The 12,577-nt window shown below is 70.9% G+C and carries 9 protein-coding genes; 5 read left to right on the top strand and 4 right to left on the bottom strand.

The annotated features are described in order from the left end of the window. Positions 1 to 23: 23 nt before the first annotated feature. Complete coding sequence (locus ACWC1K_RS32325) at positions 24 to 710, bottom strand: maleylpyruvate isomerase family mycothiol-dependent enzyme (protein WP_450836484.1); 687 nt, start codon at positions 708 to 710, stop codon at positions 24 to 26. A gap of 229 nt (positions 711 to 939) precedes the next feature. On the opposite strand from ACWC1K_RS32325, the gene uvrA reads away from it, so the two are divergent. Beyond that, the gene (gene uvrA / locus ACWC1K_RS32320; protein WP_450836483.1) at positions 940 to 3,969 is read left to right on the top strand and encodes an excinuclease ABC subunit UvrA; all 3,030 of its coding nucleotides are present in this window, start codon (positions 940 to 942) and stop codon (positions 3,967 to 3,969) included. Positions 3,970 to 4,066: 97 nt separating this feature from the next. On the opposite strand, the gene ACWC1K_RS32315 is transcribed toward uvrA, so the two are convergent. The 3 genes from ACWC1K_RS32315 to ACWC1K_RS32305 all read right to left on the bottom strand — a co-directional run bounded on the left by ACWC1K_RS32315 (position 4,067) and on the right by ACWC1K_RS32305 (position 7,189). Then, the gene (locus ACWC1K_RS32315) at positions 4,067 to 4,978 is read right to left on the bottom strand and encodes a carbohydrate kinase family protein (RefSeq protein ID WP_450836482.1); all 912 of its coding nucleotides are present in this window, start codon (positions 4,976 to 4,978) and stop codon (positions 4,067 to 4,069) included. Then, positions 4,975 to 6,078, bottom strand: a complete 1,104-nt coding sequence (locus ACWC1K_RS32310) for a LacI family DNA-binding transcriptional regulator (protein ID WP_450836481.1) — start codon at positions 6,076 to 6,078, stop codon at positions 4,975 to 4,977. The genes ACWC1K_RS32315 and ACWC1K_RS32310 overlap by 4 nt, the downstream gene beginning before the upstream one ends. Positions 6,079 to 6,232: 154 nt before the next feature. Further along, the gene (locus tag ACWC1K_RS32305; RefSeq protein WP_450836480.1) at positions 6,233 to 7,189 is read right to left on the bottom strand and encodes a hypothetical protein; all 957 of its coding nucleotides are present in this window, start codon (positions 7,187 to 7,189) and stop codon (positions 6,233 to 6,235) included. Between the two features lie 248 nt (positions 7,190 to 7,437). On the opposite strand from ACWC1K_RS32305, the gene uvrC reads away from it, so the two are divergent. From uvrC to whiA, 4 genes are read left to right on the top strand one after another with little or no spacing between them, the layout of a single operon-like run. Beyond that, positions 7,438 to 9,495: an excinuclease ABC subunit UvrC gene (uvrC, locus tag ACWC1K_RS32300; RefSeq protein WP_450836479.1), complete on the top strand. Its 2,058-nt coding sequence runs from the start codon at positions 7,438 to 7,440 to the stop codon at positions 9,493 to 9,495. Next, a complete protein-coding gene (rapZ, locus tag ACWC1K_RS32295) occupies positions 9,492 to 10,448 on the top strand; it encodes an RNase adapter RapZ (protein ID WP_450836478.1) in 957 nt (318 codons plus the stop codon). The genes uvrC and rapZ overlap by 4 nt, the downstream gene beginning before the upstream one ends. Continuing rightward, positions 10,445 to 11,512, top strand: a complete 1,068-nt coding sequence (locus ACWC1K_RS32290) for a gluconeogenesis factor YvcK family protein (protein ID WP_351469328.1) — start codon at positions 10,445 to 10,447, stop codon at positions 11,510 to 11,512. Before rapZ ends, ACWC1K_RS32290 begins: the two co-directional genes overlap by 4 nt. After that, on the top strand, positions 11,503 to 12,492 hold the full coding sequence (gene whiA, locus ACWC1K_RS32285; RefSeq protein ID WP_351469325.1) for a DNA-binding protein WhiA: 990 nt from the start codon (positions 11,503 to 11,505) through the stop codon (positions 12,490 to 12,492). Before ACWC1K_RS32290 ends, whiA begins: the two co-directional genes overlap by 10 nt. Positions 12,493 to 12,577: the final 85 nt, after the last annotated feature.

Below are 12,577 nucleotides of genomic sequence, written 5' to 3'. Positions count from 1 at the left end.
GAGCCCCGCCATGGGCCGCGCGGTCACAACGGGGGGAGCGCCGGCAGCGGGCCGCCCTGCGCGGTGAGTCCGGAGCCGTCGCGGCGCCCGGCCAGCCAGCCGAGCAGGTCCGGCGTCGGGCCCGAGACGGTGACCTCCGGCTCCGTCTCCTCCCGGCCCGTCCGCCACGCGCGCGTGCCGTCCGTCAGCCGCACAGGGGGCACATCGGAATGCCCGGAGAAGCGTTCGGCCAGGAAATCGATCTCCCGTTCCGAGAACTCGGCCGGCAGATCCTCCAGCTCGTAACCGATGCCGAGGTCCACATGGTGCAGCTCCACCTCGGCCCACCGGCGGAACGGCACCCTGGACGCCGAGTCGGTGACCCCGTTGCGCAGCTCCACCGTGCGTGACCAGTCCGCCGGCACCGCTCCCGTCTCCTGGAAGCGGGCCGCGCTGTCGCGCAGGTCGGTGAGCTGGACGTGGAGGGGGCGCGGGGCGTCCCGCTCGATGTCGGCGTCGCGGGCCTCCCCGGTCGGATACATGGGACGGCCCTCGAGGACGTTCACGAGGGCGTCCGCGTTGCGGGCGAGGTGGGCGAGGACATGGCCGCGGCTCCAGCCGGGGAGCCGTGACGGCTCGGCCACCGATGCGTTGTCCAGCTTGGCGGCTGCGGTGAGCAGCCGGTCCGTTGCGTCACGTACAGACGCCAGGTCATGACCGTGATCAATCATGCTGCTGACCCTAACCCCGCCACACCTTTGGGTGAAGGTGGTGAAGCCGTGCCGTAAATCGAATGCGCGTGCTATATGGTCGAGCGTGGCGTCGGGCATGCTGGAGAGCCGGGGATTGTTATGCAACCCGGGAATCCGACCGGCGTTGTCAGTGGCTCCCCCTAGTCTGAGAAAGCACGGGGGCCTCGCCCCTGTCACTCCTCTCAAGCCAAGAAAGGTGCGGACCGGCGTGGCCGACCGTCTCATCGTCCGTGGCGCGCGCGAGCACAACCTCAAGAATGTCTCGCTCGACCTGCCGCGCGACTCGCTCATCGTCTTCACGGGCCTGTCGGGGTCGGGCAAGTCCTCGCTGGCCTTCGACACCATCTTCGCCGAGGGGCAGCGGCGCTACGTGGAGTCGCTCTCCTCGTACGCCCGCCAGTTCCTCGGCCAGATGGACAAGCCGGACGTCGACTTCATCGAGGGGCTGTCCCCGGCCGTCTCCATCGACCAGAAGTCGACCTCGCGCAACCCGCGCTCGACGGTCGGCACCATCACCGAGGTCTACGACTACCTGCGTCTGCTCTTCGCACGCATCGGCAAGCCGCACTGCCCCGAGTGCGGCCGCCCGATCTCGCGCCAGTCGCCGCAGGCCATCGTCGACAAGGTCCTGGAGCTGCCGGAGGGGAGCCGCTTCCAGGTGCTGTCGCCGCTGGTGCGCGAGCGCAAGGGAGAGTTCGTCGATCTCTTCGCCGATCTCCAGACCAAGGGCTACTCCCGCGCGCGTGTGGACGGCGAGACCATCCAGCTCTCCAGCCCGCCCACGCTGAAGAAGCAGGAGAAGCACACCATCGAGGTGGTCGTCGACCGCCTCACGGTGAAGGACTCCGCCAAGCGCCGCCTCACCGACTCCGTGGAGACCGCCCTCGGCCTGTCCGGCGGCATGGTCGTGCTCGACTTCGTCGACCTCCCCGAGGACGACCCCGAGCGCGAGCGCATGTACTCGGAGCACCTGTACTGCGCGTACGACGACCTGTCCTTCGAGGAGCTGGAGCCGCGCTCCTTCTCCTTCAACTCGCCCTTCGGCGCCTGCCCCGAGTGCACCGGCATCGGTACGCGCATGGAGGTCGACCCCGAGCTGATCGTCCCGGACGAGGACAAGTCCCTCGACGAGGGCGCCATCCACCCCTGGTCGCACGGCCACACCAAGGACTACTTCGGCCGCCTGATCGGCGCCCTGGCGGACGCCCTGGGATTTAGGACCGACATCCCCTTCGCGGGGCTGCCGCAGCGCGCCAAGAAGGCCCTGCTGTACGGCCACAAGACGCAGATCGAGGTCCGCTACCGCAACCGGTACGGGCGCGAGCGCGTCTACACCACGCCCTTCGAAGGCGCCGTTCCCTTCGTCAAGCGCCGGCACAGCGAGTCCGAGAGCGACGCCAGCCGTGAGCGCTTCGAGGGCTATATGCGCGAGGTGCCCTGCCCCACCTGTCAGGGCACCCGCCTCAAGCCGATCGTCCTCGCGGTCACGATCATGGGGAAGTCGATCGCCGAGGTCTCCGGCATGTCCATCAGCGACTGCGCCGACTTCCTGGGCGAGCTGAAGCTCAACGCCCGCGACAAGAAGATCGCCGAGCGCGTGCTGAAGGAGGTCAACGAGCGGCTGCGGTTCCTGGTCGACGTCGGCCTGGACTACCTCTCGCTGAACCGTGCGGCCGGCACCCTCTCCGGCGGCGAGGCCCAGCGCATCCGCCTGGCCACCCAGATCGGCTCCGGCCTCGTCGGCGTCCTGTACGTCCTGGACGAGCCGTCCATCGGCCTCCACCAGCGCGACAACCACCGGCTGATCGAGACCCTGGTCAGACTGCGCGACATGGGCAACACGCTCATCGTCGTCGAGCACGACGAGGACACCATCAAGGTCGCCGACTGGGTCGTCGACATCGGCCCCGGCGCGGGCGAGCACGGCGGCAAGGTCGTGCACAGCGGCTCCCTGAAGGAGCTGCTCACCAACGCCGAGTCCCTGACCGGCCAGTACCTGGCCGGCAAGAAGGCGATCCCGCTGCCCGACGTCCGCCGCCCGCAGGACCCCTCCCGCAGGCTCACGGTGCACGGCGCCCGCGAGAACAACCTCCAGGACATCGACGTCTCGTTCCCGCTGGGCGTGTTCACCGCGGTCACGGGCGTGTCCGGATCCGGCAAGTCGACGCTGGTCAACGACATCCTGTACACGCACCTGGCCCGTGAGCTGAACGGCGCGAGGAGCGTTCCCGGTCGGCACACGCGCGTGGACGGCGACGACCTCGTCGACAAGGTCGTGCACGTCGACCAGTCGCCCATCGGCCGCACCCCGCGCTCCAACCCGGCCACATACACCGGCGTCTTCGACCACATCCGCAAGCTGTTCGCCGAGACCACCGAGGCGAAGGTCCGCGGCTACATGCCCGGCCGCTTCTCCTTCAACGTCAAGGGCGGCCGCTGCGAGAACTGCGCGGGCGACGGCACCATCAAGATCGAGATGAACTTCCTCCCGGACGTGTACGTCCCGTGCGAGGTCTGCCACGGTGCCCGCTACAACCGGGAGACCCTGGAGGTCCACTACAAGGGCAAGTCCATCGCCGAGGTCCTGAACATGCCCATCGAGGAAGCCATGAACTTCTTCGAGGCGGTCCCGGCGATCAACCGCCACCTCAAGACGCTGAACGACGTCGGTCTCGGCTACGTCCGGCTCGGCCAGTCCGCCACCACCCTGTCCGGCGGCGAGGCGCAGCGTGTGAAGCTCGCCAGCGAGCTGCAGAAGCGCTCCACCGGGCGTACGGTCTACGTCCTGGACGAGCCGACCACCGGTCTGCACTTCGAGGACATCAGCAAGCTGCTGACGGTGCTGGCCGGCCTGGTCGACAAGGGCAACACGGTCATCGTCATCGAGCACAACCTCGACGTGATCAAGACCGCCGACTGGATCGTCGACATGGGGCCCGAGGGCGGCGCCGGCGGCGGGCTCGTCGTCGCCGAAGGTACGCCCGAGGAGGTCGCCGGGATCCCGGCCAGCCACACCGGCAAGTTCCTGCGGGAGATCCTCGGCGCCGACCGGATCAGCGACGCCAGCTCGGTACCGGCCCCGCGCAAGACCGCGGCCAGGAAGACGGTCGCGGCGGGATCGACGGCGAAGAAGACAACGACGGCCAGGACCGCCAACAACACGGCCACGAAGAAGGCGGCCGGCGCCACCAAGAAGGCGACGCCCGCGAAGAAGACGACGCGGGCACGGAAGGCCTGACAGATCCGGAACAGTGCGGCGCCCCGCGGAGAACTCCCCGCGGGGCGCCGCCCGTTGAAGCCGGGCTGCGGGGCCCGCGCCGGATGGAGAAGGGGCCCTACACCTCGTTCACCTCGGACGCGTACGGCGGCTCCGCGCCCGCCCGGGAGCAGGTGATCGCGGCGGCCCGCGCCGCGAAGCGCAGCAGCCTGGTCCAGCCATCGGCACCCAGTCCCAGGAGCGCCTCGGGGGACAGGGCGTCCTGGGCGGCCAGACCGTGCAGCAGAGCCGCGTTCACCGTGTCGCCTGCGCCGATGGTGTCGACGACGTCGACCTTCTCGCCGGGCACGGGGTACACGGCGCCGTCCCGGGTGAAGGCGCTGAGCCCGTCACCGCCATGGGTGATCACGACGGCCGCGGGTCCGGCGGCCAGCCACTCCTTCGGGGAGCCGCCCAGCCACAGGGCGTCCTCCTCGGAGAGCTTGAGCAGCGACACCGAGGGCAGCCAGCTCCGGAAACGCGCCCGGTAGGCGTCGGCGTCGGCAATCAGGCCCGCCCGGATATTGGGGTCGAGCGCGGTGAACACGCCCTGCGCGGCCGCGGTCCGCAGCAGGGTCTCGTAGGCCGTCGCCCCGGGCTCCAGGACCAGCGAGCAGGTGCCGAAGGACACGGCCCGCGTCCCGGCGGGGAGCGCATCGGGCGCCACGAACAGCCGGTCGGCGGTGCCCTCGACGTAGAAGGAGTAGGCGGCGGATCCGTCCCCGTCGACCGCGGCGACCGCGAGGGTGGTCGGCTCCGCACCGCGCTGCACGGCCGAGACGTCCACGCCCGCTGCGCGCAGTCCGCCGAGCAGCGCCTCGCCGAAGGCGTCGCGCGAGGTGCGGGAGCAGAACGCCGTGGGGGAGCCGAGACGGCCGAGGGCCACGGCGGTGTTGTAGGGACCGCCGCCGAGCGCGGGCTTCAGGCCCGCGAGAGCACCCGTGCCCTGCGGTACCAGGTCGATCAGAGCCTCACCGGCTACGACGATCACGAGGTGGTTCCTTTCTCGCGCTTCCCGGACTTCTCGGGCTGCTCGAATCTCTCGGGCTGTTCGGGCTGTTCGGACCGCGGTGTTCCCTCCGGGCAGCCGCACGAGGTCCGGTGCACGAACGTGCAGGGAAGCCGAAGGGTGCGGGCGGGACGGTCCGGGGAGGCGAGGCGTTCCAGGAGCACCTGGACCGCCCGGGCGCCGATCTCCCGGCTGGGCTGGGCGACGGCGGTCAGCCGCGGCGAGAACAGGTCCGCCCAGGCGAAGTCGTCGAAGCAGCACAGGGCCATGTCCCCGGGCACGGACACGCCGCCGTCGCGCAGGGCGCGCAGAGCACCGATGGTCATCGCGTTGTTGGCGGTGACCAGTGCGGTGGGCGGCGCGGCAAGGGAGAGAAGAGCCGTGGTGGCGCGCTCGGCGTCGGCCGACTCGGAGTTGCCGTGCACCAGGAGACGTTCGTCGTGGGGGAGCCCGGAGGCGGCGAGGCCGTGGCGGTACCCGGCGACGCGTTCGCGGGTGGTGCTGAGCCCGGGCCGGCCGGCGACCAGGGCGATCCGGCGGTGGCCGAGCTCGGCGAGATGGGTGACCAGCCGGGTGGTCGGTTCGACGCTCTCGGCGCAGACCTGGTCGTGGACGGGTGCGCCGTCGGCCGGGCCGGCGACGACCCGGTCGAGGAAGACGGCCGGCACACCGTGGCGGCCGAGGTAGGCGAGGAGGCCGCCCGGGTTCGCCGAAGGGGCGACGATCATGCCGTCGACCCGGCGTTCGTGCAGCAGCTGGACGACCTTGAGCTCGTGCTCCGGGTCGTCGTGCGGATCGGCGATGAGCAGGCTGTAACCGTGTTCCAGGGCTCCGGCCTCCACACCCTGGAGGATCTCCGTGAAGTACGGGTTGCTGATCGCCGACACCGCGAGCCCGATGGAGCGGGTGCGCGAGGTCACCAGGGAGCGGGCGAGGGTGTTCGGGGTGTAGCCGAGCCGGTCGACGGCGTCCAGGACGGCCTGGCGGGTGTGGGGGAGGACCGGCCGGGTGTCGTTCAGGACATGCGAGACGGTCGCGACGGAGACCCCGGCGCTTCGAGCGACGTCGGCCATGGTCGCCATCGCGTCCCCCTTCTGGGCCCGGCCTTTCGACGGCACGGTGTGCCTTCCGGCGGGGACGGTATCCCATCCGGCGGCCCACGTAAACGTTTGCGTAAACGTTTACGTCCCGTGAGCGGGGAGAAGTGCGCCGATCCGGTCGCCCGTAAGGCGGGGCTCACTCCCAGTCCCACCCGATGCCCACGACCCCCGTCCGCACCCGGGGCTCGACGAGGTGGACCGAGTGGTGGCGGCCGCTGAGGGGCAGTTCCTGGCGGCCGCTGCGCGGCGCGGCGGGCGAGTGCTGGGCGAAGCGGTGGCAGCGGGAGGGCAGGGCCTGCTCGTGGAAGCGCACCTGGAGCGCGTACTGCCCGCCGGCCGGCCCGAAGCCGCGGATGTACTCGCGGGACACGCCGGCGGTGCCGTCCTCGATGCCGTAGCGGAAGAGGAAGGTGTCCCCGGCCCGCAGGCGGGTGTCGAAGAGGAACTCGGCCACGAGCACGCCGGTGTCGTGGTGCACGCGCACGCGTCCCGTGCGGCAGTTCTCCAGTGCGTGCACCCGCATGCGTTCCGGCGCGCATCCCGGGTCGCCGTGGTGGACGGCCACGAAGCGGTCGACCCCGTCCTTGTGGGCGCGCACTATGTGCTGGGACTCGCGCCCCGCCAGTTCGCGGTGGGCGCCGATGCGTACCCGCTCGTGGTGGCCCAGGGTGTGCAGACCGCCGTCCAGGGGCGAGCCCAGCTCGGCCAGCAGCCGCTCCAGGACGCCGGACGCCTCCACCAGGGAGCGGTAGGAGCGGCCCGCGGGGCGCTCCGCGCACGAGGGTTCGTCGGTCTCGGCGAGCAGCCGGATCAGGGACTCCTCCGGCAGCTGGAGGATCTCCTCCAGTGCGCGTACGGCCCGCAGGGACTCGGGGCGCTGCGGGCGCCGGGCACCCTGCTGCCAGTAACTCAGGCTCGTCACACCGACCTTGACCCCGTAGCGCGACAGATGGTGCTGCACGCGCTGCAGCGGCAGTCCGCGGGCGGCGATCGCGGCACGCAGTGCGACGTGGAAGGGGCCGCCCCGCAGGGCCGAGTCCAGTTCCGCGGTCGCGACAGCGGCGACGTCCGCGTGCTGTGTGGCGTGCGGCATGCAGGGGCCTTTCTGTGAATGCTCGCTACGGCTGGTCGGGCCGGGTTCGTGCGTGTTTCGGGGCCACCCCGTCGGCGCCGTGGAGTCTTCACATCCGTACGCCGTCGTTCCCGGTCCCGAGTTCCCCCGCATTGAAGCGTGTTGACCTAGTCCCGACAACACCTGAGACCCAACAGCGATGGACTCCTGGCCGAGACCCGATCCACAGGCCCGCCGCGCTGTCAGCCCTCGCCAGTAGGGTGTGAGACATGGCCGATCCCTCCAGCTACCGCCCCAAGCCGGGACAGATCCCGGACTCGCCAGGGGTGTACAGGTTCCGTGACGAGCACCGCCGGGTGATCTACGTCGGAAAGGCGAAGAGCCTGCGCCAGCGCCTGGCGAACTACTTCCAGGACCTGGCCGGACTCCACCCCCGCACCCGCACCATGGTCACCACGGCCGCGTCCGTGGAGTGGACCGTGGTGTCCACCGAGGTCGAGGCCCTGCAGCTGGAGTACTCCTGGATCAAGGAGTTCGACCCCCGGTTCAACGTCAAGTACCGCGACGACAAGAGCTACCCGTACCTCGCGGTGACGATGAACGAGGAGTTCCCCCGCGTCCAGGTGATGCGCGGCCACAAGCGCAAGGGCGTGCGCTACTTCGGGCCGTACGGGCACGCGTGGGCGATCCGCGACACCGTGGACCTCCTGCTGCGCGTCTTCCCGGTGCGCACCTGCTCGGCGGGTGTCTTCAAGAACGCCGCCCGCACCGGCCGCCCCTGTCTGCTCGGCTACATCGGCAAGTGCTCCGCCCCCTGTGTCGAGCGGGTCTCCGCCGAGGAACACCGCGAACTGGCCGAGGAGTTCTGCGACTTCATGGCCGGCCGCACGGGGACGTACCTGCGCCGCCTCGAGAAGCAGATGACCCAGGCGGCCGAGGAGATGGAGTACGAGCGGGCGGCCCGGCTGCGCGACGACATCGAGGCCCTGAAGAAGGCCATGGAGAAGAACGCGGTCGTGCTCGCCGACGCGACCGACGCCGACCTGATCGCGGTCGCCGAGGACGAGCTGGAGGCAGCGGTCCAGATCTTCCACGTCCGCGGCGGACGCGTGCGCGGCCAGCGCGGCTGGGTCACCGACAAGGTCGAGGAGATCACCACGGGTGCCCTCGTCGAGCACGCCCTGCAGCAGCTGTACGGCGAGGAGACGGGCGACTCCGTCCCCAAGGAGGTCCTCGTCCCCGCCCTGCCCGACCCGGTGGAGCCCGTCCAGGAGTGGCTCACCGAGCGCCGCGGCTCCGCGGTCTCGCTGCGCATCCCGCAGCGCGGGGACAAGAAGGCCCTGATGGAGACGGTGGAGCGCAACGCCCAGCAGGCGCTCGTGCTGCACAAGACCAAGCGCGCCTCCGACCTGACCACGCGCTCGCGTGCCCTGGAGGAGATCGCCGAGGCCCTCGACCTGGACAGCGCCCCCCTGCGCATCGAGTGCTACGACATCTCGCACCTCCAGGGCGACGACGTCGTGGCCTCCATGGTCGTCTTCGAGGACGGCCTGCAGCGCAAGAGCGAGTACCGCCGCTTCCAGATCAAGGGTCGTGTCGGAGACACGCAGATCTGGCACGGCGAGGGGCAGGACGACGTCCGATCCATGCACGAGGTGATCAGTCGCCGCTTCCGGCGCTATCTCGTGGAGAAGGAGAAGACGGGGGAGTGGGCCGACGGCGAGAACACGCTCACCGAGGAGGACGGCCGCCCCAAGAAGTTCGCCTACCCGCCCCAGCTCGTCGTCGTGGACGGTGGGCAGCCCCAGGTCGCCGCGGCCAAGAAGGCCCTCGACGAGCTCGGCATCGACGACGTCGCCGTGTGCGGCCTCGCCAAGCGCCTGGAGGAGGTCTGGCTGCCGGACGAGGACGACCCGGTCGTCCTGCCCCGCACCAGCGAAGGCCTCTACCTGCTGCAGCGCGTCCGAGACGAGGCCCACCGCTTCGCGATCACCTACCAGCGCACCAAGCGGGCCAAGCGCTTCAGGTCGAGCCCCCTGGACGACGTGCCGGGACTCGGCGACACACGCAAGCAGGCACTCCTGAAACATTTCGGTTCGCTGAAGAAACTACGATCCGCCACCATCGACCAGATCTGCGAGGTCCCCGGCATAGGCCGCAAGACGGCCGAGACGATCGCCGTGGCCCTCGCCCAGGCGGCTCCGGCCGCGCCCGCCGTGAACACGGCCACTGGAGAGATCATGGAGGAGGAACCCTCCACCATGGGTTCCAGCGGGCAGCCCGTGGCCACGGGCGCGCCGGACGAACGACGGGGGCAGGAGACATGAATGTGAACGAGCACGACGGGCAAGAAAGCCAGACCGGAGACGGAGCACAGGTGAGTACGGGCAGCGACACCACCGGAGCGGTCCCCGAGGCGGCCATTCCGGAGCTGGTGATCATCTCGGGCATGTCCGGAGCGGGCAGGTCGACCGCCGCCAAGTGTCTGGAGGACCTCGGCTGGTTCGTCGTCGACAACCTGCCGCCCGCGCTGATCCCCACCATGGTGGAGCTCGGCGCCCGCTCGCAGGGCAACGTCGCCAGGATCGCGGTCGTCGTCGACGTCCGCGGCCGCCGCTTCTTCGACAACCTCCGCGAGTCCCTCGCCGACCTGGAGGCCAAGCACGTCACCCGGCGGATCGTGTTCCTGGAGTCCTCCGACGACGCCCTGGTGCGCCGCTTCGAGTCGGTGCGCCGCCCGCACCCCCTCCAGGGCGACGGCCGGATCGTCGACGGCATCGCCGCCGAGCGCGAGCTGCTGCGCGAGCTGCGCGGCGACGCCGACCTGGTGATCGACACCTCCAGCCTGAACGTGCACGAGCTGCGCGCCAAGATGGACGCCCAGTTCGCCGGCGAGGAGGAGCCCGAGCTGCGGGCCACCGTCATGTCCTTCGGCTTCAAGTACGGCCTCCCGGTCGACGCCGACCTGGTCGCGGACATGCGCTTTCTGCCCAACCCGCACTGGGTCCCCGAGCTGCGCCCCTTCACCGGCCTGAACGAAGAGGTCGCCGCCTACGTCTTCAACCAGCCCGGCGCCAAGGAGTTCCTCGACCGCTACGCCGAGCTGCTCCGGCTCATCGCGGCCGGCTACCGCCGCGAGGGCAAGCGGTACGTGACCATCGCCATCGGCTGCACGGGCGGCAAGCACCGCTCGGTGGCCATGTCGGAGAAGCTCGCCGCACGTCTTGCGGCCGAGGGCGTGGAGACGGTGGTCGTGCACCGGGACATGGGACGCGAATGACGGAACGTTCTCCGCGGCTGAGCAGGCTGCGCCGGGTCGTGCCCGAGTCCCGCTCGGGCCGGCCCGTCGAGGCCCGTGGCGCCCGGCCGCGCCGCCGGGGCGCGCAGCCCAAGGTGGTCGCCCTCGGCGGCGGCATGGGCCTGTCCGCCTCGCTCGCTGCCCTGCGCCGGATCACCGGCGACCTCACCGCCGTCGTCACCGTGGCCGACGACGGAGGCTCCAGCGGGCGCCTGCGCGACGAGCTGGGCGTGCTCCCGCCCGGCGACCTGCGCAAGGCGCTGGCCGCGCTGTGCGGCGACGACGACTGGGGACAGACCTGGGCCCGCGTCATCCAGCACCGCTTCCAGTCCAAGGGCGACCTGCACGAACACGCGGTCGGCAATCTCCTGATCGTCGCCCTGTGGGAACAGCTGGGCGACCACGTCCAGGCCCTCGACCTGGTCGGCAAGCTGCTCGGCGCGCACGGGCGGGTGCTGCCCATGTCCGCCGTACCCCTGGAGCTGCAGGCGCTGGTCAAGGGGCACGACCCGGAGCGGCCCGAGGACGTCGACACCGTGCGGGGACAGGCGACCGTGGCCCTGACGCCGGGCGAGGTGCAGTCCGTGCACCTCGTGCCGCACGACCCGCCCGCCGTCCCCGAGGCCGTCGAGGCGGTCCTGGACGCCGACTGGGTCGTCCTCGGCCCCGGCTCCTGGTTCTCCTCGGTCATCCCGCACCTGCTCGTTCCCGAACTCCTGGACGCCCTCACCGAGACCAAGGCCCGCCGGGTACTCTCGCTGAACCTCGCCCCGCAGCCCGGAGAAACCGAAGGCTTCTCCCCGCAGCGTCATTTGGAGGTTTTGGGACGACACGCCCCTAAACTCGCCCTGGACGTGGTGCTGGCCGACGAGGCCGCCGTGCCCGACCGTGACGTGCTCACCGAGGCCGCCAAGCGGCTCGGTGCCGCGGTCGAGCTGGCGCCGGTGGCCCGGAGGGACGGAACTCCGCGGCACGACCCGGAGCTGCTGGCCGCCGCGTACGACCGTATTTTTCGGATGCATGGAAGGATCGGCCCATGGCGATGACGGCAGCGGTGAAGGATGAGATCTCCCGGCTCCCCGTCACCCGGACCTGCTGCAGAAAGGCGGAGGTCTCCGCCATTCTGCGGTTCGCCGGCGGCCTCCACCTGGTCAGCGGGCGCATCGTGATCGAAGCGGAGCTGGACACCGCGATGGCGGCGCGGCGCCTGAAGCGGGACATCCTGGAGATCTTCGGTCACAGCTCCGAGCTGATCGTGATGGCGCCGGGCGGACTGCGCCGCGGTTCGCGCTATGTCGTACGGGTCGTCGCCGGCGGCGACCAGCTGGCCCGGCAGACCGGACTGGTCGACGGCCGCGGCCGCCCGATCCGCGGTCTGCCCCCGCAGGTGGTCTCGGGGGCCACCTGCGATGCGGAGGCCGCCTGGCGCGGCGCCTTCCTGGCGCACGGCTCGCTGACCGAGCCCGGCCGCTCCTCCTCCCTCGAGGTGACCTGCCCCGGCCCGGAGGCCGCGCTCGCCCTGGTCGGCGCCGCCCGCAGGCTGTCGATCGCCGCGAAGGCGCGCGAGGTGCGCGGCGTGGACCGCGTGGTCGTCCGCGACGGCGACGCGATCGGCGCCCTGCTCACCCGCCTCGGCGCGCACGAGTCGGTGCTGGCCTGGGAGGAGCGCCGGATGCGCCGCGAGGTGCGGGCCACGGCGAACCGTCTCGCCAACTTCGACGACGCCAACCTGCGCCGCTCCGCACGCGCGGCCGTCGCCGCCGGCGCCCGCGTGCAGCGCGCGCTGGAGATCCTCGGCGAGGAGGTACCCGAGCACCTCGCGGCCGCCGGGCGTCTGCGCATGGAGCACAAGCAGGCCTCGCTGGAGGAGCTGGGCGCGCTCGCCGATCCGCCGCTGACCAAGGACGCCGTCGCCGGCCGTATCCGCCGGCTTCTTGCGATGGCCGACAAGCGCGCCTCCGACCTCGGCATTCCGGGCACGGAGTCCAGCATCACCGAGGAGATGGCCGACAACCTGGTCGGCTGACCTCGTAGAAGGACACCTGAAGATCACTCAACATGCCGGTGCCGATGCCCACTTGGGGCGTCGGCACCGGCATTTGTCTGTCCAT

The sequence above is a fragment of the Streptomyces sp. NPDC001492 genome, from assembly GCF_053597275.1.
This window is presented reverse-complemented; position numbering and strand designations above follow the sequence as displayed.